The 26,632-nt window shown below is 50.4% G+C and carries 31 protein-coding genes; 11 read left to right on the top strand and 20 right to left on the bottom strand.

The features are described 5' to 3' along the window. The first annotated feature begins 173 nt into the window (after window positions 1-173). The 4 genes from B5D63_RS15810 (at window position 174) to B5D63_RS35045 (ending at window position 3,849) form a co-directional block, all read left to right on the top strand. A complete protein-coding gene (locus tag B5D63_RS15810; RefSeq protein ID WP_078669744.1) occupies window positions 174-1,103 on the top strand; it encodes a hydroxypyruvate isomerase family protein in 930 nt (309 codons plus the stop codon). 171 nt (window positions 1,104-1,274) lie between these two features. After that, window positions 1,275-1,625, top strand: a complete 351-nt coding sequence (locus B5D63_RS15805) for a phage holin family protein (protein WP_078669743.1) — start codon at window positions 1,275-1,277, stop codon at window positions 1,623-1,625. 35 nt (window positions 1,626-1,660) lie between these two features. Further along, complete coding sequence (locus B5D63_RS15800) at window positions 1,661-3,634, top strand: alpha-ketoacid dehydrogenase subunit alpha/beta (protein WP_078669742.1); 1,974 nt, start codon at window positions 1,661-1,663, stop codon at window positions 3,632-3,634. 71 nt (window positions 3,635-3,705) lie between these two features. Further along, window positions 3,706-3,849 carry a hypothetical protein gene (locus tag B5D63_RS35045; RefSeq protein ID WP_159456040.1) on the top strand — a complete coding sequence of 48 codons (144 nt, stop codon included), beginning with the start codon at window positions 3,706-3,708 and terminating at the stop codon, window positions 3,847-3,849. Window positions 3,850-3,932: 83 nt separating this feature from the next. On the opposite strand, the gene B5D63_RS15795 is transcribed toward B5D63_RS35045, so the two are convergent. The 4 genes from B5D63_RS15795 to B5D63_RS15780 form a co-directional block, all read right to left on the bottom strand. Beyond that, complete coding sequence (locus B5D63_RS15795; RefSeq protein WP_078669741.1) at window positions 3,933-5,309, bottom strand: TlpA family protein disulfide reductase; 1,377 nt, start codon at window positions 5,307-5,309, stop codon at window positions 3,933-3,935. Between the two features lie 91 nt (window positions 5,310-5,400). After that, window positions 5,401-5,943, bottom strand: a complete 543-nt coding sequence (locus B5D63_RS15790) for an O-acetyl-ADP-ribose deacetylase (RefSeq protein ID WP_078669740.1) — start codon at window positions 5,941-5,943, stop codon at window positions 5,401-5,403. Window positions 5,944-5,947: 4 nt separating this feature from the next. After that, a complete protein-coding gene (locus B5D63_RS15785) occupies window positions 5,948-6,697 on the bottom strand; it encodes an NYN domain-containing protein (RefSeq protein WP_078669739.1) in 750 nt (249 codons plus the stop codon). A gap of 103 nt (window positions 6,698-6,800) precedes the next feature. Continuing rightward, complete coding sequence (locus B5D63_RS15780; protein WP_078669738.1) at window positions 6,801-7,271, bottom strand: Dps family protein; 471 nt, start codon at window positions 7,269-7,271, stop codon at window positions 6,801-6,803. 175 nt (window positions 7,272-7,446) lie between these two features. Between B5D63_RS15780 and B5D63_RS15775 the strand changes: the two genes are divergently transcribed. Next, window positions 7,447-8,634, top strand: coding sequence for an MFS transporter (locus tag B5D63_RS15775; RefSeq protein WP_078669737.1), 1,188 nt, complete (start codon window positions 7,447-7,449; stop codon window positions 8,632-8,634). A 7-nt stretch (window positions 8,635-8,641) separates the two neighbouring features. Here the strand turns inward: B5D63_RS15775 and rmuC are convergent, their stop codons facing one another. From rmuC to B5D63_RS15755, 4 genes are all read right to left on the bottom strand, one after another. Further along, entirely contained in the window at window positions 8,642-10,096 is a 1,455-nt protein-coding gene (rmuC, locus tag B5D63_RS15770; protein WP_078669736.1) for a DNA recombination protein RmuC, read from the bottom strand. Between the two features lie 116 nt (window positions 10,097-10,212). Next, window positions 10,213-11,289 (bottom strand): iron-containing alcohol dehydrogenase family protein, encoded by a 1,077-nt coding sequence (locus B5D63_RS15765; RefSeq protein WP_078669735.1) that lies wholly within the window; start codon window positions 11,287-11,289, stop codon window positions 10,213-10,215. A 20-nt stretch (window positions 11,290-11,309) separates the two neighbouring features. Beyond that, window positions 11,310-12,035, bottom strand: a complete 726-nt coding sequence (gene kdsB, locus B5D63_RS15760; RefSeq protein ID WP_078669734.1) for a 3-deoxy-manno-octulosonate cytidylyltransferase — start codon at window positions 12,033-12,035, stop codon at window positions 11,310-11,312. Between the two features lie 87 nt (window positions 12,036-12,122). After that, entirely contained in the window at window positions 12,123-13,313 is a 1,191-nt protein-coding gene (locus B5D63_RS15755) for a DegT/DnrJ/EryC1/StrS family aminotransferase (RefSeq protein WP_078669733.1), read from the bottom strand. A gap of 116 nt (window positions 13,314-13,429) precedes the next feature. Between B5D63_RS15755 and B5D63_RS15750 the strand changes: the two genes are divergently transcribed. Continuing rightward, a complete protein-coding gene (locus tag B5D63_RS15750; protein ID WP_078669732.1) occupies window positions 13,430-13,867 on the top strand; it encodes a YybH family protein in 438 nt (145 codons plus the stop codon). A 133-nt stretch (window positions 13,868-14,000) separates the two neighbouring features. On the opposite strand, the gene B5D63_RS15745 is transcribed toward B5D63_RS15750, so the two are convergent. Then, entirely contained in the window at window positions 14,001-14,189 is a 189-nt protein-coding gene (locus tag B5D63_RS15745; protein WP_078669731.1) for a hypothetical protein, read from the bottom strand. A 407-nt stretch (window positions 14,190-14,596) separates the two neighbouring features. On the opposite strand from B5D63_RS15745, the gene B5D63_RS35295 reads away from it, so the two are divergent. After that, a complete protein-coding gene (locus B5D63_RS35295) occupies window positions 14,597-15,235 on the top strand; it encodes a CAP domain-containing protein (RefSeq protein ID WP_200817009.1) in 639 nt (212 codons plus the stop codon). Here B5D63_RS35295 and B5D63_RS15735 read toward each other — a convergent pair. Continuing rightward, the gene (locus tag B5D63_RS15735; protein ID WP_078669730.1) at window positions 15,232-15,513 is read right to left on the bottom strand and encodes a hypothetical protein; all 282 of its coding nucleotides are present in this window, start codon (window positions 15,511-15,513) and stop codon (window positions 15,232-15,234) included. The genes B5D63_RS35295 and B5D63_RS15735 overlap by 4 nt on opposite strands. A gap of 4 nt (window positions 15,514-15,517) precedes the next feature. Continuing rightward, the gene (locus B5D63_RS15730; RefSeq protein ID WP_078669729.1) at window positions 15,518-16,285 is read right to left on the bottom strand and encodes a glycoside hydrolase family 25 protein; all 768 of its coding nucleotides are present in this window, start codon (window positions 16,283-16,285) and stop codon (window positions 15,518-15,520) included. A gap of 129 nt (window positions 16,286-16,414) precedes the next feature. Here B5D63_RS15730 and B5D63_RS15725 point away from each other — a divergent pair, with 129 nt between their 5' ends. Then, window positions 16,415-17,440 (top strand): SPASM domain-containing protein, encoded by a 1,026-nt coding sequence (locus B5D63_RS15725; RefSeq protein ID WP_078669728.1) that lies wholly within the window; start codon window positions 16,415-16,417, stop codon window positions 17,438-17,440. Here the strand turns inward: B5D63_RS15725 and B5D63_RS15720 are convergent, their stop codons facing one another. From B5D63_RS15720 to B5D63_RS15710, 3 genes are read right to left on the bottom strand one after another with little or no spacing between them, the layout of a single operon-like run. Then, window positions 17,441-17,803 carry a hypothetical protein gene (locus B5D63_RS15720; RefSeq protein ID WP_078669727.1) on the bottom strand — a complete coding sequence of 121 codons (363 nt, stop codon included), beginning with the start codon at window positions 17,801-17,803 and terminating at the stop codon, window positions 17,441-17,443. An 18-nt stretch (window positions 17,804-17,821) separates the two neighbouring features. Next, window positions 17,822-18,295 carry a hypothetical protein gene (locus B5D63_RS15715; RefSeq protein ID WP_078669726.1) on the bottom strand — a complete coding sequence of 158 codons (474 nt, stop codon included), beginning with the start codon at window positions 18,293-18,295 and terminating at the stop codon, window positions 17,822-17,824. A 26-nt stretch (window positions 18,296-18,321) separates the two neighbouring features. Next, the gene (locus B5D63_RS15710) at window positions 18,322-18,516 is read right to left on the bottom strand and encodes a YtxH domain-containing protein (RefSeq protein ID WP_159456039.1); all 195 of its coding nucleotides are present in this window, start codon (window positions 18,514-18,516) and stop codon (window positions 18,322-18,324) included. Between the two features lie 209 nt (window positions 18,517-18,725). Between B5D63_RS15710 and B5D63_RS15705 the strand changes: the two genes are divergently transcribed. Next, window positions 18,726-19,802: an AI-2E family transporter gene (locus B5D63_RS15705; RefSeq protein ID WP_078669724.1), complete on the top strand. Its 1,077-nt coding sequence runs from the start codon at window positions 18,726-18,728 to the stop codon at window positions 19,800-19,802. Here B5D63_RS15705 and nadD read toward each other — a convergent pair. From nadD to paaA, 5 genes are all read right to left on the bottom strand, one after another. Continuing rightward, on the bottom strand, window positions 19,799-20,368 hold the full coding sequence (gene nadD / locus B5D63_RS15700; RefSeq protein WP_078669723.1) for a nicotinate (nicotinamide) nucleotide adenylyltransferase: 570 nt from the start codon (window positions 20,366-20,368) through the stop codon (window positions 19,799-19,801). The two genes, B5D63_RS15705 and nadD, sit on opposite strands and share 4 nt — an antisense overlap. Before the next feature lie 185 nt (window positions 20,369-20,553). Then, window positions 20,554-21,051 carry a 1,2-phenylacetyl-CoA epoxidase subunit PaaD gene (gene paaD / locus B5D63_RS15695; protein ID WP_078669722.1) on the bottom strand — a complete coding sequence of 166 codons (498 nt, stop codon included), beginning with the start codon at window positions 21,049-21,051 and terminating at the stop codon, window positions 20,554-20,556. 1 nt (window position 21,052) lies between these two features. Beyond that, window positions 21,053-21,817 carry a 1,2-phenylacetyl-CoA epoxidase subunit PaaC gene (gene paaC, locus B5D63_RS15690; RefSeq protein ID WP_078669721.1) on the bottom strand — a complete coding sequence of 255 codons (765 nt, stop codon included), beginning with the start codon at window positions 21,815-21,817 and terminating at the stop codon, window positions 21,053-21,055. Continuing rightward, window positions 21,814-22,182, bottom strand: a complete 369-nt coding sequence (locus B5D63_RS15685) for a 1,2-phenylacetyl-CoA epoxidase subunit B (protein ID WP_078669720.1) — start codon at window positions 22,180-22,182, stop codon at window positions 21,814-21,816. The genes paaC and B5D63_RS15685 overlap by 4 nt, the downstream gene beginning before the upstream one ends. Window positions 22,183-22,261: 79 nt before the next feature. After that, entirely contained in the window at window positions 22,262-23,260 is a 999-nt protein-coding gene (gene paaA, locus B5D63_RS15680; RefSeq protein WP_078669719.1) for a 1,2-phenylacetyl-CoA epoxidase subunit PaaA, read from the bottom strand. Window positions 23,261-23,449: 189 nt separating this feature from the next. Between paaA and B5D63_RS15675 the strand changes: the two genes are divergently transcribed. After that, entirely contained in the window at window positions 23,450-24,085 is a 636-nt protein-coding gene (locus tag B5D63_RS15675) for a DUF922 domain-containing protein (protein WP_143312932.1), read from the top strand. Window positions 24,086-24,135: 50 nt separating this feature from the next. Next, window positions 24,136-25,554 (top strand): S41 family peptidase, encoded by a 1,419-nt coding sequence (locus B5D63_RS15670; RefSeq protein ID WP_078669717.1) that lies wholly within the window; start codon window positions 24,136-24,138, stop codon window positions 25,552-25,554. A 150-nt stretch (window positions 25,555-25,704) separates the two neighbouring features. Here B5D63_RS15670 and B5D63_RS15665 read toward each other — a convergent pair whose 3' ends face one another. Next, on the bottom strand, window positions 25,705-26,604 hold the full coding sequence (locus B5D63_RS15665) for a M28 family peptidase (protein WP_078669716.1): 900 nt from the start codon (window positions 26,602-26,604) through the stop codon (window positions 25,705-25,707). Between the last annotated feature and the right edge of the window lie 28 nt (window positions 26,605-26,632).

Genomic DNA, 26,632 nt, shown 5'->3' with positions numbered 1-26,632 from the left:
AAATACAAGTGGGTGAATTTAAAAAATTACAAAGTGGAATGCAATATTTTTTTATGAATGCGAAAAAAGGAGGATGAATTGAATTTTTTTCAGCTTTATTAGCATTTCCTTGTAAAAGCGATTAAATTTAGCCAATGTCCTTTTCTATGATCATTTTAAAATAACCTAACGTTATGGAAAGAAGAAAATTCCTGCAGCAGGGCACTCTGGCCGGTATTTCCGCGCTGGCCCTGGGCGGTATCACCAGCAAAAGCCAGGCTGCTACTGCCGGCACAACAGCTGCTAAGGAAAAACCCTTTAAAATGGACTTCGCCCCGCATGATGGCATGTTTAAAAACAGCGCAGGCGCAGATTTCCTCGATCAGATCAAATATATGCACGACCAGGGCTTCCGGTCTATAGAAGATAACGGCATGATGCACCGCCCTGTGGCTGAACAGGAAAAAATCGGCAACCTGCTCGCTAAACTGGGTATGACCATGGGCGTATTTGTAGTGGATACAGGCAACAACTGGAAAACTTCACTGGCCTCGGGCAAACAGGAATTTACCGATGCTTTTGTAAAAACCTGTAAAGACAGTGTAGACGTGGCAAAACGCTGTAATGCCAAATGGGCTACCGTAGTGCCCGGCTTCTTCGACCGCAATCTGCCGATGGGTATACAAACGGCCAACGTTATTGCTGCGCTCCGTTTGGGCGCCGCTATCTTTGAGCCGCACAAACTTGTCATGGTACTCGAACCGCTCAGCGATACGCCCGATCTGTTCCTGCGCACCGCAGAACAGTCCTATGAAATCTGTAAAGCGGTAAACAGCCCCGCCTGTAAGATACTCTACGATATCTACCACATGCAACGCAACACCGGCAATCTCATTCCCACTATCGATCAGTGCTGGGATGAAATTGCGTATGTCCAGATCGGTGACAACCCCGGGCGCAAAGAACCCGGCACCGGCGAAATCAACTATAAAAATGTTTTCGCGCACCTCCACAAGAAAGGATATAAAGGTGTGCTGGGCATGGAACATGGCAATGCCGGTCAGGGTAAAGAAGGCGAAGCGGCGCTGATAAAAGCCTACCGGAACGTTGATTTACAGGATTAATACTGACTTCCCTGATTTGCGATGATTAAAATAATCAGACCTCTTAACGCCCTGTCTGCCTTGGTTGACAGGGCGTTTTTATTTGATGATGCCGCTACCACTGCGGTTATATGTCAATATACGCTGGTGCTGTTTTTTTCGTTATCTTACTGATACACTAAACACAATCATATGGGTTTCCTGGTCCGTATATTAGTAAGTGCACTGGCGGCTATGTTAACAACCTACCTGCTGAAGCCGGCAGTCAAAATCGATAGTTTTGTTACCGCTCTGATCCTGGCGTTGGTGCTGGCATTGCTCAATGCATTGGTAAAACCGTTACTGGTATTATTTACCTTCCCGGTAACCCTTCTCACGCTGGGGTTATTTTTATTTGTGATCAACGCCGTCATTATACTGCTGGCCGCAAAAATCGTCCCCGGATTTAAGGTGGACGGCTTCTGGTGGGCCATGTTATTCAGTATCGTGATGACTATTATCAACAGTATCATGATCAATCTCGCCGGCGGCAGCAACGACTGACCTCCAGCCCTATTCACGTTGTAAACAGCCTATACATGTATTTTGACCGGTCTAATCTCAGTGACACGGAGTTACTGTCTTTTTACAGGGCGTTGTTATACCCCCGACTGATAGAGGAAAAAATGCTGCTCCTGCTGCGGCAGGGGAAAATCAGCAAATGGTTTTCCGGCATTGGCCAGGAGGCCATCGCCGTAGGCGCCACGCTGGCGCTGGAACCCGACGAATGGATCATGCCGTTGCACCGCAACCTGGGCGTATTCACCACCCGTAATATGCCGCTGCATCACCTGCTGCTGCAATGGCAGGGTAGCCAGGATGGTTACAGCAAAGGCCGGGAACGCTCGTTCCACTTCGGCAGCCGGGCCTTTCATATCTGCGGGATGATCTCCCACCTTGGGCCGCAGCTTTCCATCGCCGACGGTATAGCCCTCGCCCATCAGCTGAAAAAGGAACATAAAGTGTCGCTGGCATTCTCCGGTGAAGGCGGTACCAGCGAAGGCGAATTTCATGAAGCGCTGAACGTGGCCGCCGTATGGGGGCTTCCTGTTATCTTCCTGGTGGAAAACAACGGTTACGGCCTCAGCACGCCTGTCAGCGAACAATATCACTGCAAAAACCTGGTTGATAAGGCCATCGGTTACGGTATGGAAGGGGTTCAGGTAGATGGCAACAACCTCCTTGAGGTATACCAGACCATCCGCACCGCCCGCGCGTATGCCATCAAAGAACAAAAACCCGTGCTCATAGAGGCGATGACCTTCCGCATGCGCGGCCACGAAGAAGCCAGCGGCGTAAAATATGTGCCTCCCGAACTTTTTGAGCAGTGGGGCAAAAAAGACCCGGTAGCACAGTATGAAACTTTCCTGCGGGAAAGCCATCTGCTGGACACCACCGGCATAGAGGCCATCCGGCAGGAACTGAAACACCGCATCGACGAAGACGTGGCCAAAGGACTGGAGCCCCTCCCCTTCGCTGTCAATACCAGCACCGAACTGGAAGACATCTATGCACCGGCGGCGCCGGTCATACCTCCCTCCGGCACCGCTTCGGAAAAACGGTTTATCGACGCCATCTCCGATGGGCTGCGGCAGTCTATGGAGCAGTACCCCGAACTGGTATTGATGGGCCAGGATATTGCGGCCTATGGCGGTGCTTTCAAGATCACGGAAGGGTTGCTGGGCAGCTTCGGAAAAGAGCGGGTCCGCAATACCCCGCTCTGTGAAAGCGCTATTGTCGGCACCGCGCTCGGCCTGTCTATCGCAGGTTTTAAAAGCATGGTGGAGATGCAGTTCGCCGATTTCGTCAGCTGCGGCTTCAACCAGATCGTCAATAATCTCGCTAAAATGCATTACCGATGGGGACAAACGGCAGATGTGGTCGTCAGGATGCCCACCGGTGGCGGCGTTGGAGCGGGGCCCTTCCACTCCCAGAGCAACGAGGCCTGGTTTACCCATGTGCCGGGGCTGAAAGTGGTATACCCTTCCTCCCCGGAAGATGCCAAAGGCCTGCTGAATGCAGCTATCGCAGACCCTAACCCGGTAATGTATTTTGAGCATAAGGCCCTCTACCGCAGCATCAGCGGCCTGGTGCCCGACGGCTATTATACCGTGGAAATAGGAAAAGCACGGCTAGTGCAGGCGGGCGACGATGTCAGTATCATCACTTATGGCAGTGGCGTGCACTGGGCCCTGGAATACGCCGCCGCCCATCCGGCGCTCTCCATCGCCATCCTGGACCTCCGCACCCTGTTGCCGCTGGACTATACCGCCATCCGCGACGCCGTAGCCCTTACCGGCAGAGTGCTGGTATTGCACGAAGACACCCTCACCGGCGGACTGGGGGGCGAGATAAGCGCCTGGATAGCAGAACACTGCTTCCACCTGCTGGATGCGCCCGTTATACGCTGCGCCAGCCTGGACACCCCGGTACCTTTCGCTGTTGCGCTGGAAAAAAATTTCCTCGCCAAATCCCGGCTGGATCAGTGTATCCGGCAATTAACAGACTGGTAATAGCATACGGGATTGGGAATTTGCCACGAATGTTCTAATTTGCATCCAGAAATAAATAAAATCATTATACAATGTTGACGAATCTCTTAACAGTAGTACAGACCACCAACTTTTACAAGGTGGGTGATAGCATTGGTCATTTTCTGGCTCCTTGTGCCATCGTTATTTTTGCCCTGATGTTCATTTACGCCTGGGTGAAATACGCAAAACTCTAATACCCCGTTTTTTACATCGCATTATAGTAGAAAAGGCTTCCTTCCGGAAGCCTTTTTCTTTTATCATCACTATTGGGCACTTATCAGCTTTTGCTCAGTATTTTTTCTATCAGCGCTTTCAGCTCCGGGGTGGAAGGCCGTGGTGCATCAATGGTCACAATCTTACCCTGCTGGTCAAACACCATGAAACGGGGAATTCCCTTGATATCATAAAATTTGGTGATGTCGCTCCAGCCGGCGCCAAAGAGCTGCACTCCTTTCATCTCCTTTTCTTTTACAAACGCCTGCCACTTTTCTTTATCCTTGGTTTCATCTACAGAGTACCCCAGGAAAGTGACGTTCCGGTCACGCATCTCTTCTTCCAGCTTTTGCAGGTGAGGCAGTTCCGCTTTGCATGGACCACACCAGGTAGCCCATACATCTACCACCACTACTTTTCCTTTTAAATCGTTGAAAGTCACTTTTTTACCATTAATATCCTCTCCGGAAAAGTTGAAACCCGGTTCACCGGCAGAAAACTTACGCAGCCCTTTCTCCGCTGCAAGATAAAGTTGCTGCTGGCTCTCTGTAACGAGATACTGCTTCACCGGTGCTACTGCTTCCGTGAGTTTATCGTACGTCCTGAACCCACCCAGGCTTTCGGTAATCAGTAACCCTTTGATCGTATCGTTACAGAACAGACGGGTGTTTTCCTCAAGGGAAGCAGGTCCCTGCCGCTTCTCCGTGCTCATAATATGGGTAAAGGTCTCGTATAAACGAACGATACGACCGGCATCTCCGTTGCCCAGCAACCGGCCATCACAGTACTTTTTATCCTGTATGATCTGCCGGTAGTAAGCCGGGTACTGGCTTTTCTCCGGATGCTTTGAGTGCGGCATCAGGAGGAACGACATCGCGGTATATTCCACATCAACGTCCATCGTGTATTTCAGCAGCTCGTTGAACTTCCGGTTAGGCGTATTCACGGCCTTTTTCAGGGCGGCTACTTTGGGAGCCAGCGCTTCCAGCTTGGGAAAGAAAGACAGGTAGGTGGCGGTATCTCCGAGGCTGGCGTGCCGGGAGATAGTGCCCAGCTGTTCCTGCCATTGCCAGAGCTGTTTATTTTCCGGCGATCCCACCTGTACAGTATAAGCGCCGGCGTCCATTTTCAGTTTCAACTGATCTCCCGGTTTGAGGTAGATACGGGTGTCTCCGCGGCTACCGGTTGAGAGGTAATAGAAGCCTTCTTTGGGCGACGGAATAGCGAAGGCAAAGGCCTGCTGCTCATCCACTGCCGTATTGGCGATTTCTGTTTTGCGGCCTTCCTGTACAGCGTACAATGTGATTTTTCTAGCTTTTTCAGGAGCCTGTCCCTGAATGACAGCGAGGGTGGAAACAGGCGATGGACCTGCAACAGTAGGGGCAGCCCACGCCATGCAGGCTACCAGAGGCAGCAGCCTGCTTACTTTGGTTGGTTTCATTTCTTAATGGTGGTTTGGTTTTCGATCATTAATCGTTGTGGTTTCAAATATAGACAAACAGGCTTATCTGTTACCCCCAAACCATCATTATTTATTCTTCGGGCCTTATGTACTGGTTGTAGTAATGTTGCGCCAGCCGGTAGTTTTCATCGTCAAAACAAACCAGCACTACTTCCTGCAGCACCTCGTCCTGCTCCAGGAAACCGACGATGGTTTCCATGGCGATGCTGGCAGCGAGGTCTTTCGGGAAATGATAAATGCCGGTGCTGATATTGGGAAAAGCCACCGATGCAAGCTGGTGGCGGGATGCCAGTTGTAAGGAATGCAGGTAGCAGTTGGCCAGCAGGGCGGCCTCGTGATGGTTTCCTCCGTTCCATACCGGTCCTACGGTATGTATTACATGTTTGGCCGGCAGGCGGCCACCGGTGGTGATCACAGCTTCTCCTGTTTTACAGCCGCCCTGCCGGGCCACGATTGCCCGGCAGTCTTCCAGGATAGCCGGGCCGCCGGCCCGGTGGATAGCGCCATCAACGCCACCACCACCCATCAGGGATGAATTGGCTGCATTTACGATGGCAGCTGTCTCCATTTTGGTAATATCCCCTTTGAGAACTTTTATTTTCCTATATGCCATAACGTTATACTGTTCTTACATACACCAGTTTGCCGGTCTTCTTGCCGCTTTCCCGGATATCGATTTCGAAATTGGGGAAGTTTTTGATGAGCTGTACCAGCTTGTTAAAGCCATAGTTACGGGCATCGAAATCGGGCTGTTTCTTCAGCAGGAGATTGCCCAGTTCCCCGAGATATGCCCATCCGTCTTCATCAGCGATATCATTGATACTGGTAGACAGCAGGTCTATCAAATCTTTGTCGGCTTTGCTGATGCCTTTGGGTTTTTCCTTAGCCGATTTGGGTTTGGCGCCTGTTTCTGTTTTCTTTTCCCTGATCTGTAATATTTCGAGGTAGATAAACTTATCACAGGCCGCGCGGAAGGCGCTGGGTGTTTTCTTCTCTCCCATGCCGATCACGCGCATACCGGCTTCTCTCAGCCTGGTGGCCAGCCTGGTGAAATCGCTGTCGCTCGAAACGAGGCAAAAGCCGTCCACTCTGCCGGTGTACAGGATGTCCATCGCATCGATGATCATGGCCGAATCGGTGGCATTTTTTCCGGAGGTATAGCTGTACTGCTGGATGGGGGTAATAGCGTTTTCCAGTAAAACGCCTTTCCATCCGGCAACGGTGGGTTTGGTCCAGTCTCCATAAATCCTTTTGAAAGTGGGGTTCCCGTATTTGGCTACTTCTTCCAGCATCCCTTTGATGTTGTGGTAGGGTATATTGTCGGCATCTATGAGTACGGCGAGGCGGAGATCGTTTGAATTATCCATGTGGAACACGTTACATTGGGTGATTTGATTATTTAGAAATTTAATCATTTAATGGGTTCTATAAATGATTAAATTTCTAAATAATCAAATCACCCAATTATTATTATTTGAGGTAGGAACGGATCATCCATGCCAGTGACAGGTGTTTCTGCAGCAACTGTGTTGCGAAATCGGCAGCTCCTTTGTCCTTGTACTTTTCATCGAACTCGTCGATCAGTCTGCGCAGGTTGCGGATAATGGTTTCGTGGTCATTCAGCAGCTCCTGCAGCTGTTTTTTCTGGTCGTTGGAATATTCGGATTCCAGCAGGTTGGTGAGTTTCAGCACGTCTGTATAACGGCCTTCTGCATAATGTCCGATCTTGCGGATGTACTCTGCCACTTCATCAGCGATTTCTTCCAGCTCCTCATATTGACCTTCATAGAACTTATGCATTTCCATGAAGTTGGAGCCTTCGATATTCCAGTGGCTGTTGCGCGTTTTCGCGTAAACCAGTAATTCATCAGCGAGCACTTTGTTCAACTCTAATGCTATTTTCTTCGCGTGTTCTGCAGAAATGCCAATATCGATTTTCATATTCTTTGAATTTTTTGGTTTAAATAAATTTACGAATTCTTTGGGAGGGCTATCCTGATGTTTATCATAAATTAACAATCGGTATAATAAACAGGTCCATAGCCGCTTTTGTTCAGGTTTCAGGGCCAGGCCAACATATTTGCCAAAATTGTACCATAGTTACTAATTTTGTGGTATGGACCAGTCTTCCGGAAAAATCTATAGTCTGCATTTTATTCTTCTATGCCTGAGTAATGCTTTGTTTTCTGCCAGTTTCAATATGATGATCCCTGAGTTACCGGCCTACCTGAGCAATATGGGTGGTGCAGATTATAAAGGATATATTATCGGATTATTCACGCTGATGGCGGGTTTGTCGAGACCATTCAGTGGTAAGCTTACAGATACCATTGGCCGGGTGCCGGTGATGATTTTCGGCTCTCTTGTATGTGTGGTGTGTAGCCTGTTATACCCATTGGTGAGTTCCGTTGGGGCGTTTCTGCTACTCCGTTTTTTTCATGGTTTTTCCACCGGCTTCAAACCGACCGGCACATCTGCCTATGTGTCAGATATCATTCCGTTCAACCGGCGGGGGGAGGCCATGGGGATGGTGGGCCTGGCCAGCACCATTGGTATGGCGCTCGGGCCGGCGATAGGCGGTTACATGGCGGTAAGATGGAATATCAATGTGATGTTTCAGCTGTCAGCCGTTTTTGCCTTGCTGTCAGTCGTGATTCTGATCGGCATGAAAGAAACGCTGGCCAACAAACAATCTTTTCGCTTTTCATTGCTCAAAATCAAAGGAGATGAGATATTTGAGCCGCTGGTATGGTCTCCGGTGATCATCTGTTTCCTCACCTACTTCAGTTACGGCGCCATGCTTACCATTATCCCGGACTTCGGTGCTTTCCTCGGTGTGGCCAACAAGGGCGTGTTCTTTACCTACTTTACCATCAGCTCTATCGGCATCCGTTTGCTGGCGGGGAAAGTTTCTGACCGCTACGGCCGGGTACCGGTACTGAAAACTTCCGCCATACTGATGGCAGCGTCCATGCTAATGATGGGCCTGGCCGGATCTCAGGCCCTATTGATGGCTTCTGCGGTGGTGTATGGCATTTCCGTGGGCCTCAATGCCCCGGCGGTAACCGCATGGACCATCGACCTCGGACAGCCCGAACACCGCGGCCGGGCACTGGCCAGCATGTATATTGCTATGGAAGCGGGCATCGGGCTGGGCGCCTATTTCTCCGCATTTGTGTACAATAACCAATCTTCCAATTTCCCGCTAACGTTTTACCTGTTTGCCGGCATTACGTTACTGGCTACTTTCTATCTCACCTTCTTCTATAAAAAACCGGTGATGGTCGCTAAAGAATGCCGGTAGCCATTCCCTACCGGCCCTGCATATCCTGCATCTCTCCTTCATCGGAAGAAGCAGGACGCTGTATGGTAATGCCCGGCGCGGGGACCTGTTTGGTTCCGGATTCAGGGGCGTCCGCTTCATTCTCTGGTGTTGTGTCTACCGCTACGATCAGCTGAGAGGGCAGGTTCTTTTTATTTTCCAGTCCCAGTTTGCGCATACGCTCCGCTCTGCCTACCAGGTTGCCGTGACCGGTGTTGAGTTTGTTCATGGCGCTTTCATACACCCCCTGGCTGCGTTTCAGGTGTTCGCCGATCATCCCCATGTCTTCCGCAAAACCTACAAACTTATCATACAATGCGCTGCCCTGCCGCACGATCTCTTCTGCATTCCGGTTCTGGTTGTCCAGTCTCCACATAGCATCAATGATCCGCAGCGTGGCCAGCAATGACGGAACGCTGACCAGTATTACCTTGCGGCGGAAAGCGAAGTCGTAAAGATCTTCTTCCTGCTGCATCACCGCCAGCCCATAAGCCGGTTCTATCGGGATAAACAGCATCACAAAATCGGTCGTGTTCTTATACAGCGTGTGGTAGGCTTTCCTGCTAAGTTCGTTCACGTGGTTCTTCACCGACTGCACATGTTGTTTCAACGCCTGCTGCCGCTCCGCCTCCTCTGTGGCGCTGCAATACTGTTCGTATGCTTTCAGGGACACCTTGGAATCAATGACGATCTGCCTGTTTTCCGGCAGCTGCAGCACCAGGTCCGGCAGGCGTAGCTGCCCCGTATCGTCACGCTGCGCGTCCTGTGTAAAAAAGTGAATGCCTTTCTCCAGCCCGGAAGCTTCCAGTACTTTTTCCAGGATCATCTCTCCCCAGTTGCCCTGCTTCTTGGTATCAGCCTTCAGCGCTTTGGTAAGGTTGTTCGCTTCTTTGGACAAGGTCTGGTTCAGCTGCAACAAACGCTGCAATTCCGCTTTCAACTCCGTACGTTGCGATGTCTCCGCCACGAGCGATTGTTGCACGCTGCTCCGGAAATTATCGATCTTCTCCGCCAGCGGCTTCAGCAGGTCGTCCATCTTGACCTGGTTCTGCTGCATAAAATTGCCGGATATTCGCTGTAACAGCTGCTGTGCAGTATTTTCAAACTGCGCTTTAAAATCCTGGTGCATCTCATGCAGGCGCTCTTTCTCGCTCTGCAGCTGCTGGTGCAGGTACTTATTCTGCTCCGCCAGCCGGCCCTGCTCCGCCATCAGGGAAGCAAACTCCTCATTGAGCCGCTCCAGCTGTTCCTGCTTTTCACGGGCCAGTTGCTGCTTGTCCTCCACCAGGTGCTGTAAATAGCCCTGCTTTGCCTCCAGCTGGGCATAACGCTCCTGATACGCTGACACTTCCGCTTGCAGTGCCCGCTGACGGCCCGTTGCCATGAAGTACAGATACCCCAGCACAAGGGCTACAATTCCCGTAACAATCAATAATATCAACATGATTAGTTCGTTAAAAGCAATATCGTTTATGACTACGCATTGGATCTGCGTACAAAAAAAATACGAATTGCAAACTACGCTGCAATTCGTATTTATTAATATGGTTTCCCGTAAGGTTATAACCGCTCGTACAGCTTACGCAGCCGCTCGCGGGTCATGATCTCTTTCCAGTCCTTGCCCAGCGCGTTTTCCCACAACGGCGCCATACCGAGCGACACATTGATCATGGTGTCAAACTGCTCGTCGGTCAGCCCCCTGGTAATACCCTGCGGAATATCGATGTTATGTTTCTTCACCATTTCCTTGAACTTCTTCACGCCGTCCGGATAGAACTCTTCCAGCTTGTCGAACACGATACAGTTGCCGATACCGTGTTTGGTGCCCAGCAGGTAGGCCAGGCCATAGCTCACCGCATGGGCCACGCCCACCTGGGAGTAGGCAATGCTCATACCGCCGGCGTAGGAAGCCATCATCAGTTTCTCGTCGGAATCATCGTCCCACACGTCTTTATCCAGAAAAATTTCCTCGCACAGCTCCTGTGCTTTTTCACCGTAAGATTTACTGAAAGCATTGAGATAGGTGCCGGTCAGCGATTCCACACAATGGATAAAGCAGTCCATAGCAGTATAAAAGCGCTGGTTGACTTCTACGGTCTTCGTCAGCGCCGGGTCCAGCACGATCTGATCGAACGGCGTATAGTCGGAGTTCATACCGAGCTTACGGGTGGGGCCGGTCAGCACGCAGGTACGGCTCACTTCTGCACCGGTACCGGAAATAGTAGGGATACCCACTTTATACACGGCCGGGTTCTTTACGAGGTCCCATCCCTGGTAATCAGCGGAGGAACCGGGGTTGGTCATCATCAGCGCCACGGCCTTGGCCATGTCCATCACGGAACCACCACCGATACCAATGATACCGGACACCTCGCCGAATTCGGCCTGGAGCTCATCACGGATTTTATCTACTGTTACGGTCTTGGGTTCGTACGTCACATCGATCACCACTATCTTGTCCTTCCCCTGCAAAGGAATGCGGGACAGAAAGGCCTGTTTGTCCTGGAAATACTCATCCACGAAAAAAATCATGGGAGCATCGCCTTTACGACGGGGGGCCAGTATTTCGCCCAGCTGATCAAAACATCCGCTGCCGTAAACTACGTAGTCCACCATTTTGAAATTCCTGAATTTCATATATCCGTTTTAGTTAGATGTTATAAATATTTGGCCGCTTTTTCCAGGTCTTCCGGTGTATCGATCTCCACGCCCATATAGGAGGTTACGACCATCTTCATCGGAATACCGTTTTCAAGATAACGCAGGCATTCGATCTTCTCTGCCAGCTCCAGCGGCGTAGGCGCCAGCTGCGTGAACGCAAGCAACGTCTGTTTGCGGAAAGCGTAAATACCAATATGCTCGTAATAAATGCTTTTGATGTCTTTGTTACGGGGATAAGGGATCACGGAACGGGAAAAGAACAGGGCGTTGAACTGCTTGTCTACCGCCACTTTCACATAGTTGGGATCCGTGATGGACGCTTCATCATGCAGCTCCTGCATCAGGGACGCTACCTGCACCTGCTTTCCGGCCTCCCCTTCAAACACCCGGAGCAGTTTCTCCAGCGGTTCTTTCTGGGTAAAAGGCTCATCACCCTGGACATTCACCACAATGTCCACCTCCATGTCCACAACAGCTTCGGCAATACGGTCCGTACCGCATTCATGTTCTTTTTGGCTCATCACAGCTTTACCGCCATGATCCACAATCTCGTTGTATATCACATCGCTGTCGGTTACCACCATCACATCGTCAAACACACCGGTGTTAACGGTGGACTCGTAAGTGCGCAGGATCACGGATTTGCCGCCCAGCCGGGCCATCATTTTCCCCGGGAAGCGGGTAGCGCCATAACGGGCAGGTATCAAAGCTACTTTCTTCATGTTGGTTTATTTTCACGCAAAGGCGCAAAGCAGCAAAGAGGCAAAGATCTTGACACCTTTGCTGCTTTGCGCCTTTGCGTGCGGAAATTATAAAGCGCTTTTTACAGCTTTCACCAGCTTCTCAGCCCGTTCCTGTACTTCGGTATCGCTCCAGGACAGGTTGATCGGGGTAGAGATGTTCCGGCTGATGATGGCATCGGAAGCGGGGAACTGTTTGGTTTTATAGATTTCCATCGCCTGTTTCAGACCGGGGGCAAACGGTGTTAATACGTCGCCGTTCCTGAAATGGTCCCACTGACGGATGTAGTGCCAGTTGTTATCATAGTAGTAGAATGCAGGCAGACCGGCGGCTTTCATAGCAGCAGCGGCTTTTCTCGCCTGTTCCGCTTCCGGCAGGAAGAAGGACAGGAAAGTGGCGCTGTCGCCGGCTTCATCCGGCAGACGGCGGAAAGTTACCCCCGGTACGGTAGCCAGTGCTTCCTTGAAGATCTTTTTGGTCTTACGCTGCATGGCCAGGAAGGTGTCCAGTTTACGTACCTGCGCCAGGCCCACGGCAGCGTGCAGCTCGGAAATACGGTAGTTGTACCCGATAAACGGATGCAGGTCGGCCCCGCGGTCCACGCCAAGGTGGTCATGACCATGATCGGTATACCCGTCACATTTGATATAAACGTCTTTGTTATTGGTAATGATGGCACCGCCTTCCGCACAGGTAATGGTCTTTACGAAGTCGAACGAGAAGGTGCCGGCATCGCCGATGGATCCCAGCGCTTTACCTTTATAGGTAGCCCCGAAAGACTGACAGGCGTCTTCCAGCAGCAACAGGTTATGTTTTTTACAGATGGCCTGCAGCGCGTCCAGGTCGGCCATAGCGCCGCACATATGTACCGGCATCACCGCCCTGGTACGGGGAGTAATGGCCGCTTCCACTGCTTTGGGGTCCAGTGTCAGGGTGTCATCAACATCTACCAGCACCGGCGTAGCGCCAACGGAGAATACAGATTCAAAACTGGCGACGAAAGTGAAGGTAGGCATGATAATTTCATCGCCGGCACCCAATCCGAGGGCTGCCATAGCGGTGGTCAGTGCGGCAGTACCGCTGGAGGCAAGCTGTGTGTACTGTACATTCAGTTTGTCGCAAATAGCCTGTTCCAGCTCCTTTGCTTTCCAGATGCCTTTACGCGGACCGTCAAATCCGTAACGCATCATGATCCCTGTTTCCAGTACATCATTTACTTCTTTCCTTTCTTCGGCGCCAAATAGTTCATATCCGGGCATAAGCTGTTGATTTTTAAAATATAATTGAAAGAGATGTCAAAATAGTGCTGCAAAGTTACTATAATCAGTGTTGCGTTACATCGCAAATTCTGTTTATCTTTTGCTAAAAATTCACCATGCGTTTTATACTGTTCCTGATCATAATAGCCAGCTTCTCCGCCTTACCTGCCCGCCACGCCAACGCACAACAGGACGACCGCCGCCAGATCGAGAGCCTGATGGCCGCCCAAACCAGCGCCTGGAACCGCGGCGATATCGACGGGTTTATGCAGACCTACTGGCGCTCCGACTCCCTCCTGTTTATCGGTAAAAATGGCGTCACCTATGGCTGGCAGGCCACATTGGACCGCTATAAAAAGACCTATCCGGACAGCACCGCCATGGGCAAGCTGGACTTCAAACTGCTGGAATTTAAACCCCTCGGGCGTGACGTATACTTTGTAGTTGGCAAATGGCATCTGCAGCGCAGCATTGGCGACCTTCAGGGACATTTCAGCCTCACCCTCCGCCGCATCCACGGCGCCTGGAAAATTATCGCGGACCACAGCAGCTAAATAAAAAAACCATCCTAAGAGTAGGATGGCCGCTATACACCACAACATTAAAGAAGAAACTAAAAAGTAAGCTGTTATCTTCTTTTAATAAAAAACGTTCGGGTTTTCTCCGGATATGGTAATTATTTGTCTTCTATTTCGATTTTTTGCTCTTCTCACTGTCGCGTACCGCCTTATTTTCCTCTTCCGGCGACTCGGATAAATCTCCATGAAGCGGATTGCGGCTCACAGAACCTTTGTCGGTAGTCAACACCTCCGCCGGTCTTTTCTTGTTTTGTGAAAACCCTGCCGACTTCTCTTCACTAAGTTTCTTTTTCTTCATAATACCGGTTTTGAACAATAGCATGAAAACAACTTCTCTATAAGCCCGGCAAACACTATTCCAGATGAAAATCCGCTGTTTTGGCCTGTGTAGCGGACTGGAGACGGGGCAAACCCTCCCCATGTGCCGGCCTCTTGTGGGAAAAGTTCACTACAATACTGAGTAGCAAAAGGTTGCGTTCATTAACATTCGGTTTGCAAAAACACCGTTTCTTTTTTCAGTGCGATCACCTATTTTCGTGGCGCAGCAAATGTATTTGTACTGCAACTACATCCTTAACCCATAACCTCTGAAACTGCCACTGAGTAGTTTTAATCTTATCCCCTGGAACCTCCTATAGTTTTAGTCCTTATCCTGTTTAGACCTGTATCTGTTCATTTATTCATTTTTTTAATTTTTAACTGGTTATGACAGGGAAATTTATTTGTGCGATTTTAGGTGTATGTGTAGCAGTAGCAGTATTTACAAGCTGTTCCAAAGATTCGGGCCTGCTCCCTGTAAATCCAAAAGACACGGCGACCACGACGCCGGGAAAACCTTCGGGAGACACTTCTAAACCGGGTAGCGGTACCACGCCGGGTACAGACACGACCAAACCCGGAACCACCAACCCCGGTACAGGCACAGGCATAAGCGGGAACAACATCGACCGCGAAGCGTTGCTTAACCTGGTGAACGGCCTTCGTACCAAAGGCTGTAACTGCGGAGGCGTAGCAATGCCCCCCGTAGGGCCTGTTACCTGGAACGGCCTGCTGGAAAAAGCAGCTTATGATTTCAGCGTGGAAATGAAGACCAAAAACTTCTTCAGCCATACCTCCCCCAGCGGTTCCACACCGGGCTCCCGCCTCGATGCCGTGGGCTACAACTGGAACACTTACGGAGAAAATATTGCACAGGGCTATATGGATGAACAAAGTGTCATCCTCGGGTGGATCAACAGTCCGGGGCACTGCAAAAACATCATGAACGGCAACTTCAAGGAAATGGGTATTGGCAAGGCCGGTAACTACTGGACCATGGACCTGGGCAGACGAAGTGGCAACTAATCAGGCCTGTCCATTTTTTTACGCCAGAAGCGCCATATCATATAGAGATAGGCTGCCAGCGATAATACAAACCACGAGTAAAAGAATATCATCCGGCCGGGGGTTGACTCCTCCGGCACGGCAAATCCCAGAAACAGGCCCAGAAATACATTAAAAAACATCCAGAAGAAACCGACAAAGATGGTACGCATGATCTTGATAAGAAACCAGAAAAGGTCTCTGTCCAGCTTGTCTATTTTCCTGGGTTCCTGCTGTGGATGTTCTGTTTCTTCCGCCATATGATCAGTTTCTGTTCGCCGGGATGCACAGCCTCGCCAGTGCTGCGCTGTCGCCCCTGAATACGTTAAAGTCTACTGTCGTTCTGATGCCGTTCACCCTGCCGATGTCGCTATGCTGCCAGAAAAGCCATGCCCTTTTGGACGCCGGCCGCTCTTTCTGGTAGTAATGCGCGATCCATAGGGGATAATCATCAAACTCGCTGCCAAGATACGTTTCATAGAAATGGATATTGGTATAGATGATCGGCTTCACCTTATAGGCTTTCTCCATTTCTTCCAGCCATATTTTAGCGGTGCTGCGGATCACCGCCGCCGGCTGGTTATTACTGGTTTCGATATCGAGGACCGGCGGCAGGTCGCCCGGCTGAAGGTCCGCCACATTCCGGAAATTGATGGCCTGCTTCAGGGGGTCGCGGGTACTGTAGAAAAAGTGGTAAGCGCCCCTTACCAACCCTGCCCGGCCGGCCCGTTCCCAGTTTTGCCGGAAAGTGGCGTCCTGGCGGGTAATGCCTTCCGTCGCTTTTATAAAGGCGAAGGATATACGAATTTTATCGACCTGCATCTGTTTCACGGCATGCCAGTTAATATCCTTCTGAAATTTGGACACATCGATCCCGTGGATTTTATAATTGACCGGTATATCGATCCCAAATTCATCATATCGCACAAAGAAGATGCGCTCCTCCCGGGAATACCACCATTTCCAGGCGCCCAAGGCCAACAGGATCGTTAATACCGTCAATAAAATAATGCGCGTCCAGTTACGTTTCACTTTGTTTCAGTTAGTTGCTGGGATTGGGTAATTTGCTGCTGTTTAATGCCGGCAGACCTTTTTTTACGGCAAGTATAGGTTATAATTTGTTTAAAGACGCTACTTTTACATAGGTCAAGTGAATTTTATATGCCTGATTTTAACCTGAATGATACCCTGAACCTCGCTTCCAAATTCACTTTCCGTCGTGCGTGGAACGCCGGAAAAGTGCTTGGCAGCTACTTCTTCAGCAAGTGGACCAATAAGCCGGTGCAATGGGGGTACCCCATTTCCATGTCTTTTGAGCCTACCACCTCCTGTAACCTGCGCTGCCCGGAATGCCCGAGCGGCCTGCGGGCTTTTACCCGCCCTACGGGAATGCTGGAACAGGATTTTTTCCGGAAAACCATCGACGAAATCTCGAAAGAGCTATTATACCTTATCTTCTATTTCCAGGGGGAACCCTACCTCAATCCCGGCTTCCTGGACATGGTGAAATATGCTTCGTCCAAAGGCATTTATACCGCCACCTCCACCAATGCGCATTACCTGACAGACGCCAATGCCAAAAAAACCGTGGAAAGTGGGCTGGACAGGCTGATCATCTCCATTGACGGCACTACCCAGGACGTATATACGCAATATCGTGTGGGTGGTAAGCTGGACAAAGTGATAGAAGGGGCCAAAAATATCGTGAAGTGGAAAAAAGAGCTGAAGTCCACCAAACCTTTTGTGTTTTTCCAGTTCCTCGTGGTAAAGCCCAATGAGCACCAGATTGAAGACATTAAAAGACTGGCGGAAGAAATCGGGGTGGACCAGGTGCGGTTCAAGACGGCTCAGGTATACGACTACGAAGAAGGCAACCGCCTCATCCCCACTATTGACAAATACTCCCGTTACCACCGTAACGAAGACGGTACTTACGCCATCAAAAACAAACTGGGCAACCATTGCTGGCGCCTGTGGCATTCCCCGGTTGTTACCTGGGACGGCCTCGTAGTGCCTTGCTGCTTCGATAAAGATGCACAGCACCGGCTGGGTAATCTCAAAAAGGAATCATTCAAGGCGCTGTGGCACAACAAAGAGTATATCCGTTTCCGTAGCCAGATCCTGGAAACCCGGAAAAACATCGATATCTGCGCCAATTGCAGTGAGGGTACGAAAGTCTGGGGGTAACTATTCTTCCTCAGCGCTGGCCTGCGCTGCTTTTTTCTTCTTACGGCGGTTAGTCACCTTATTGAAAATATTGATGCCCAGCTGCACGCCTATAAACTCCAGTGCCGTCATGAGGGCGCCGGTGGCGAAATTCTTGAATTTACCGCTGCCCCAGGCCATCTTGGCCACGTTGGCAGCAATATTCAGTACGCCGCTATGCCTGGCGCTGCCGGGTATAACGGCATTCAGCGCCATCTTCTTATAGTTGTCTTTGAAGTAATCTACCCGCCTGCCCAGATCATTTTCCAGTTGCCGGGAGCGCATTTTCAAACGGGCAATTTCCAGGTCAAGGGTCTCCTGATTGGTTACTTTTACCTTACGCATGTGTAAACATTTTTCATGTTATCCTTTTGAAGTGTTTTCTGTAGCCTCTTCATTGGGCACATGTCTATATGTATCCTGATCACGGCCGGACGGGTTGTGTCCGGGCTGGTTATGAATATGACCGGACTGTTCGTCCGCTTCTGAGATCTCCTCTACCAATTCAGTCAGCAACAACCTGGTGAGGGGCCGCTGTATCAACTGCCGGCGAAACAGCAGGATCACCACGAATAACAACACAAACAAGCCTGCTGCGCACGCAAAACCAATCGTGAAGCTGCCGGTCATTTCGCCGATCCAGAATCCTACTACCATTCCGAGGAAAACGATCACGAAAAAGAACAGCAGGAAAGCCATCGTCAGGGAAAAGAACAGTCCCAACGCCTTCGACAGCTTTCCCGCTGCCTGGAGCTTCAGCAGGTCCAGCCTGGTTTCCAGATACTCTCTGGCTACCTTGCCCGTTTGGTTAAAATAGTTGCCGAAATTTTCTTCCATGCAATGTTTTTTAAACAGCTTAGGGGTTATACCAACTCATTTTCCAATTCATCCTGGAACTGGTCCTTTCTTTTTCTCCATTTGTCTTTCAGTCTGTCTGTCTGGTCTTTCAGTTTTTCCACCAGTTCATCTTTTTTGTCGGAGTTCAGGAAATACCCTACTGCTACGCCTACGGCCGCACCAACAATAAAAGAAACAACAGCTTTGGAACTTGTACTCATAAAATAGGTTTTTAAGGTGAGAGAATAAGTTTTCATTTTTTGGTACCTAAAGGTTCACAAACACCATTCCATAAATGAATAATGTATAAAACTTTCCACTAAAATTCCGCATTAAGAACAAGCTTTGCGGTTTTTTGTTTAGCTATCATGGCCGGAAGCGCTGGTTCATTTTTTGCCTGTACGGATAAATTATCCGATATTATTGTACTATGAGCTACCTGGACAACGACCGCCTCAAACAAATTGGCTTTCTTTTATTGATCCTTTTCCTGGCTATCCTGCTGTTTAAGGAATTATATGTGTTCTTCCCCGGCTTCCTGGGGGCCGTTACGATGTATGTGGCCTGCCGCAAATGGATGTTCCGGCTGGTGGAAGTCCGCAAATGGAAGAAGAGCCCCGCTGCCGCCCTCCTGATGACGGCTTCCTTTCTTGTCATTCTGTTACCTATCGGCGCGCTGGTAAACATGCTGTCTTCCCGCGTGGCCTACGCCGCCAGCCATTCCGGGGAAATTATCAACAAGGCCCGGGAATTCAATGAAAGGCTGCACCAGCAAATGGGGATAGACTTACTATCCACCCAGCAGCTGCAGAAGTTGCAGGACGGGCTCACGGCCTTCCTCCCCGGCTTCCTCGGCGCCACGTTCAATACGCTGACTGCCATCGCCATCATGTATTTCATCCTGTATTTTATGCTGGTCAACGGCCGGAAGATGGAGGAAAATCTCTACGAGTATATCCCACTGAGGGACGAAAACGTGGAAAGACTGGGCAGAGAATTCAACACACTGGTATTTGCCAATGCGCTGGGCATACCGCTGATTGCTTTTATCCAGGGGGTTGTATCATTGATAGGGTATCTTATTTTCGGTGTTCCGCAACCGTTTTTCTGGTTTGTGGTCACCTGCTTCACGGCCATGCTGCCGGTGATCGGCGCTGCGGCGGTATATGTGCCTATGGGCGTATATCTGCTGGCTGCAGGCAACACCTGGCAGGGCATTGCGGTACTGGTCTACGGTTTTGGGGTGGTGGGCACCTCCGATAATATCTCCCGTTTTCTGCTGGCAAAAAAAATAGCGGACGTTCATCCACTGATTACCATCTTCGGCGTCATCATCGGCGTTAACCTCTTTGGTTTTATTGGTCTGATATTCGGCCCCCTGCTCATTTCCATGTTCATCCTGCTGCTGGAAATCTACTCCAACGAATACCTGGTGAAAAGAAGGGACCGCCGGCGACGGCACGAGCAGGAAGCGGCTGCGCAGGGAAACCAACCAGCTGCTGACTAGCGGAAGTAGTTGTTCTCCTGAATATAATTGATCACCCCGTCCGGTACCATATACCGGACGGACTTGCCCTCTTTGATCCATTTCCGGATGTCTGTCGCGGAAATGTCGAGCATGGGCGCGTTCAGTATTTCCACCCGGGCGCCGTAGGTATCGGTGATATCATGCCCCGGACGGCGGTATACATATATCGGATAGTGCTGTACGATGTGCATATAATTCTTCCAGCGCGGCAGGTTCTGAAAACTGTCGCTCCCCATAATGATCGCAAATTCCTGTGTGGGGAACTTCTCCCCCATGAAGGCCAGGGTGTCTACCGTAAAGGAAGGCCGCGGCAGGGAAAACTCGATATTGCTGGCGCGCAGGCGCGGCTCATCTTTGATGGCCAGTTCCACCAGATGAAAACGATCATGCTCATTCAGCAAAGTAGAGGAAGTCTTCAGTGGGTTCTGCGGGGAAACCACAAACCATACTTTGTCCAGGTCAGTATTGTATGCTACATAATTGGCAATGATCAAATGCCCTGTGTGTATAGGATTAAAAGACCCGAAATACAAACCTATTCTCATGTTTCATCTTTTTACAATTACGAATTACGAATTACAAATTACGAATTGAGAGCCCCCTTATGGAAAACTTTCTCAAGTAATCTTGCTATAAGAACGCCCTCAATTCGTAATTTGTAATTCGTAATTCGTAATTGTAAAAGTAGGTATTTCCTGCGATAGCCATGGTGGAAACATAGAAACAACGCTTATTCCAGCGGCTTGAATTGCTCAAACACCTGGCCACATGACTTGCAGTAATGAATAGCGCGGCACAACGTAGACCCGAACGGCGAACGGAGATAGGTGTGTTCGCTGCCACAATGCGGACAAGGCGTGTTCAGCATGATCTCCGGACGCACATCCCCTTCCAGTACCGGCGGCGGCGCTATCCCGAAATTCTTCAGTTTCTCTTTGGCGGCAGCCGTCATCCGGTTGCTCTCCCAGTGCACGTGTTTGTCGATTTCTACGGTCACGGCTATCCCAAGCGCTTTTTCCACCACCGTTCTGATATTATCCTTAATATAGCTGACGGCCGGACAAGCGGCGAAAGTGGGTATCATGCGGATCAATACCGGTTGCCCTTCCGTGATGTCCACTCCGGTGATCATCCCGAGATCGATCACGCTGAGCACCGGTATTTCAGGGTCCATCACCTGTTCCAGCGCATGATATACTTCTTCCTGTGAAATAGTGGCTGACATCATATTACCAGCTGGCCTCCGTATCCAGGTTAAATACTTCTCCCATCTCTTTCAGCAGCGGCGCCAGGTGTGTGGTATGAAACCCCTGCCTGCCGCCATATACCGGCGTGATGGTTTCCATATCAGGGAGGTTAAGGGACGCTTTCACCAGCACGGGATAGATACGGTCCAGCCAACGGTGGTACAGCGCTTTTTCCCCGGGATATACCTTCTCTGCGATCAACTCCTCTTCGTGAGCGGCAGAAGGTTCAAAGATACCGGCGGCCAGCGCGATGGTGTCGTTCAGCGCCGTCTGCATCCGGGCATATCCTTCTTCACTGGCTTTGCTGAGCTGTATGATAAACGCATTGGCATGCAGCGTATGGTACTTCAACTCCCCTTTTACTTTTTTACTGAGCAGCTGAAACGGTTCGAAGCTGCTGTCCTGCAGACTTTCATAACGCACCGTTTCGGCATGGTCGAACAGGAAATGCCGTATCAGGCTAAAGTCATAACCGCCGTTGGGCATCTCCACGAGATGGGCGCATTTAAAAGCGCTCTCCGGGCGCATGAACGCAAAACGGTCCGGGTCTTCCCCACCCAGGTTTTCATGCAGGATGCGGTACAGCGCCCAGGCGTGGCCGATCTTGTCCTGCGCCATGGAGGAAAAGGCAATATCTTCTTCCATCACAGGCCCGAGGCCTGTCCATTCGGAATTGCGATGGCCCAGGACCAGTTCATCATCGGCCATCTTTATAATAAGGTCTGTTAATGCTGCGTTGCTGCTCATTTCGATTGTTTGAATTTGTTGATCTTCTCCATTACCTTGAAACCACTGGCATCGCGGTAGTTCTTTTCCAGATTGTTGGCGAACATATCTTCATCTTCCACATCAAAAGCAAGAATGTCGGCACTTCTGACTACCCACAGGTTCACACATTTTTTACGGCGGGCAAATTGTTCTTTGGCAAAAACCAGCGCCAGCTGCGGGTCCGGTGCATGCACACAGCCCACATGCTCGTGATGGGCGCCCCTTTTCTCCTGATGAAACACCTCGTACACATTCCAGTTCTCCCCTTCTTCTACTTTGATGACCGCGCTGGCATCACCCAGTTTCAGCCTGTTAACACGCGGATCTAAAGACTCGTTAGACATGAATTTGTTGATTGCTTTTTAAAACGAAAATCTGCCTGTCGACCGGGATCGCAGGCTATAACGCGCAGGTATATACGATTTATGCCACCGGCAGGGAGCGTCGCTCTGCCGGGTTCATTAAAGCCTTGCGTACCCAGCGTCCTTCTTCTTCTGCCCACTTGCGTACCTGCAGCCGCTCTGCATTGCAGGGACCGCCGCCATTGATCACCCGGAAAAACTCGTCCCAGTTGGGGTCGGTATATTCCCAGCGGCCGGTATCCGCATTTTTGCGGAGCAGCGGGTCCGGCAGGGTCAGTCCCAATTCCCAGATCTTGGGCACATAGCTGTCGAGGAACTGGTTCCGCATTTCGTCGTTGCTCGCCATCTTCACTTTCCATTGCATCAGCTTTTCGCTATGCTGGGAGGTTTTGTCGGGAGGACCGAAGAAATGCATGATCGGCTGCCACCAGCGGTTCAGCGCATCCTGCAGCATGGCTTTTTGCTCCGGTGTACCGGTGGCCAGTTCGATAAAAGCATCGTGCCCCTGTTTCAGGTGGAAGCTCTCTTCGTAACAGATGCGCTCCAGCGCCCGGCAATAAGGGCCGTAGGAGCCTTTGGCATTGGCCACCTGGTTCACGATAGCGGCCGCATCGATCAGGAAACCGATCACCGTCACATCCGCCCATGTTTTGGCGGGATAGTTAAATACGTTGGAATATTTGGATTTGCCGCTGAGCAGATCGTTGATCATGGCTTCCCTGGACTTGCCCAGGGTTTCTGCCGCATTGTACAGCAGCTGGCCGTGACCGATCTCATCCTGCACCTTGGCAATCAGGGCCAGTTTACGCTTAAATCCCGGAGCGCGGGTGATCCACGTTCCTTCCGGCAATGCGCCAATGATTTCCGAATGCGCGTGCTGTTCAATTAAACGGATGAGTTGTCTGCGATATTCCGCCGGCATCCAGTCGCCCGGCTCAATTTTTTCCCCTCTGGCGATTCTTTCTTCAAAGGCCGACAGCTTTCCGGGATCATCATGCTGTTGTTCTTCCCGCAGCTGTTTACCGTTTGGTTCGTCGAAAATATATCCGCCGCCGTACATAGTGCGATTGTTTTGGTTGGAAGTAAATTACGGAAAAAAGCCCGTTTCCGGCAGAAAATGATTGTTAAAACCCTGCCCCAAATGTTATAGAATTTACAAATTTTCGCCCCCGGGAACAGGCAGTCCCGCATTTTCCTAATTTTATTGCTGTTGTCCACAGGTATGCCACCCTTATTACATATATTTTGTATGTTTCTTTTGCCTTTCGGGCAGACGAAAACGCACATGCCGCCTGCTCCTCCGCATAAAATCATCCATATCCAGCTGGAATTCGAGGACCGGGAAAACGAGGACGACCCCGATTCAGACACCCTTTTTTACTCCAATACCCGCAGACTCCGCTGGGACGACTTCAAGGGCGTGCCCTCTCCTGCCGGACCCAGCGCCGCCGTATCCTACACCAGCTTCTCCTACGAAGGGGCCAGCACGCTTTCTCATGATACGCTGAAAATCAAGCTTATCATGCAGGTGTTCTTTATTAAAAGCGCCTCCTGGGTGAGGAACGATGCGCGCGATAACTACGCGCTGATGCACGAACAACTGCATTTCGACATCACCCGGCTGGTAGTGGAACGCTTCAAACAAAAGCTGCGGCAAACAGCATTGAACCGCGACGACTACGACAGTGTTATACAATATCAGTATCTCCAGTCTTTTCAGGAAATGAACCGCATGCAGTACGCCTTCGACCGCGACACCCATCACGGCAACAACATGGCCGCGCAGGTCCGGTGGCGGGATAAAGTCAACCTGGGCCTTAAAAACAAAGGGGTGATGCCGGAAGAACTTGGATATGATCTCTTTGGTAACTTTGGTCCACAATAGTGTTGTGCTATTGTTCGTTTAATCATTCGGGTTATCCTAAATTTGCTGCTATGCAACCAAATCGACGCAACTGGCTGATCGCCGGCCTCCTGTTTACCGTCCTGTTCTCTGCCTGTAAAAAAAAGGACGCGGCAGGCCCCCAACGGCAACAGGGCAATATCAACGATAGTATCTTCTCCGTATTTAAAGACATTTATCTCTGGACAGATGTGATCCCCGATTCTGCCACCTTTAAACCGGAAAGTTATGCTTCGCCGGTGAGCATGTTCCGCTCACTCATCAGCATCAAAAAGAACAATACGAGTGGCCAGCCGCTCGATAAATACAGCTTCCTCGACGACGGCAGCACTTCCCGCGCCATCCAGGACGGTATTGTGGGCGATATGGGCTTTGAAGTAGGCTATCAGACAGACAACACGCTCTATGTGGTATACGTTTACGCCGGCTCCCCGGCAGACAAAGCCGGCATCAAACGCGGATGGCAGCTCACCAGTGTCAACGGCACCACCAGCTTCCAGGTAGGACAGGCGACCGACAACCTGCTCAACGCCGCCTTTGCCGGCAAAAGCGCCACCTGGATATTCCGCAAACCGGATAATAATTCACAGACCATCACACTGTCACCCGCCATTTATAAACTGAATCCTGTTCTCTACGCCAACACTTACAATTTTAACGGCACCAAAGTGGGTTACGTTGTTTTCAACAGCTTCGTCGCCCTTATGGATGTAAAGCCCACCTTTGATTCGCTGTTCAATGTATGGTCGCAGGGCGGCGTTACCCGGGTGATCATGGACCTGCGCTACAACGGCGGCGGCCTCCTCGAAACAGCGGAATACCTGGCCAATAATCTCGCACCGGCCAGCGCCAGCAATACCGTGATGTACACGCAGCAGTTCAACAGCAACGTCAATAATAACAACTACAGCTACATTTTCCGGAATATGAAAGCGGTTCCTTACAACCCTGATATGTACTGGACAGAAATTTTCCGGAACGAAGCCACCATTTACAAGACCGCCAAATTCCGGAAACAGGGTAGCCTGGCGCTGACCCATCTCAGTTTCCTCGTTACCCATGGCACCGTATCTGCCAGCGAGCTGCTGTACAACGTACTGAAACCTTCCATGAAACCACATCTGATCGGCAGCACCACTTATGGCAAACCAGTAGGTTTCATCAACATCCCTTTTGGCCAGTATGATATGTATGCGGTTTCTTTCCAGACATTCAATTCTGCCGGAGAAGGAGATTATTTCAGTGGTATCGCCCCTACCCTTACCGTAACAGACGACTACACCCACAACTGGGGCAGCCTCGCCGACCCGCTGCTGCGCTCCGCGCTGACGGACATGGGCATCCCGGCTTCCGCGCTGGGCAGAATAGCCACCACGGAGCTTAGCACCGGCAGGATCGGAACGCTGCGCCAGAGCAACCGCTTCCAGGGCATGATACAGACCATGAGATAAATACATGTAAAGATTTTCTGATTTAGGATTTTCTGATTTAGGATTTTTTGATTTTATAAAATGATAAAAATGAGAAGACCAAAGCGATTATTACTCGCTTTGGTCTTCTCATTTATTCCTGAAATCAAAAAATCGTAAATCAGAAAATCCCTAAATTCCTGCTTCATTTACCTCTTTAGCCACCTCCACGATGGTTTTCACTGCCTGATAATAAAAGCGGTGGTGGATGTGGTCATACTCATCTCCCAACTGATGGTAGTCGGGATGATCTTCCACACCAAAATACAGGAAGGGGATCTTCTTTGCATGGAACGGCCCCTGGTCGCTCTGGTTGGTCCAGTTGTCGGAGCCGGTACCGGAAACGTCGTGGCCTGCCAGCAGTTTGATGCTGCTCTTCGCCGCAGCGGCATCGGTATATTTTTTCAGCTGCGGATAAGGCGTAGTGCCGGCCACGTACAGTTCCCCTTTATCATTGCGCGATACCATGTCCATATTGATATTGAGCCGGATGGAACTCAGGGATACCGGTGGTTGCTGTACAAAAGCGCGGGAGCCCTGCAGTCCCTCTTCTTCCCCGTCAAAAGCAACAAACAGCAGCGTGTATTTGGGAGGGTTCTTTTTAAAATAGGCGGCCATTGCCAGCAGGGTGCCCACTCCGGAAGCATTATCATCTGCGCCGTTGTAGATACTGTCCTTTGCTGCATTGGGCCGGCCTGTTCCCAGGTGGTCGTAGTGCGCGGAGATGACGATCACCTCGTTGCTTTTACCGGGAATATAGCCGTAGAGGTTAGTCCCCATTATTTTTTTATTTCCTTCCTGGAAATAAAACGGGTATTCGTACGTATCATGATAAGGGGTGATACCGATCTGTTTAAAACGGTCGATGATATAAAACTGGGCCAGGCGGCTACCGCGGCTGCCGGTTTTACGACCTTCAAACTTATCGGCGGAAAGGGTCCGCACATCTTTCATTAGCTGAGCGGAATCAACCGACTGCGCCATCAGCGGCCCTGCAAAAAGCAGGCATAAGGTGTAACAAAGCACTTTCATAGCAATGCAATTTCGTGAGCATTACTGC

It is taken from the genome of Chitinophaga eiseniae, assembly GCF_900167135.1.
Classification (GTDB): Bacteria; Bacteroidota; Bacteroidia; order Chitinophagales; family Chitinophagaceae; genus Chitinophaga; species Chitinophaga eiseniae.
The sequence above is the reverse complement of the archived record's forward strand: the minus strand, read 5'-3'. Positions and strand labels throughout refer to the sequence as shown.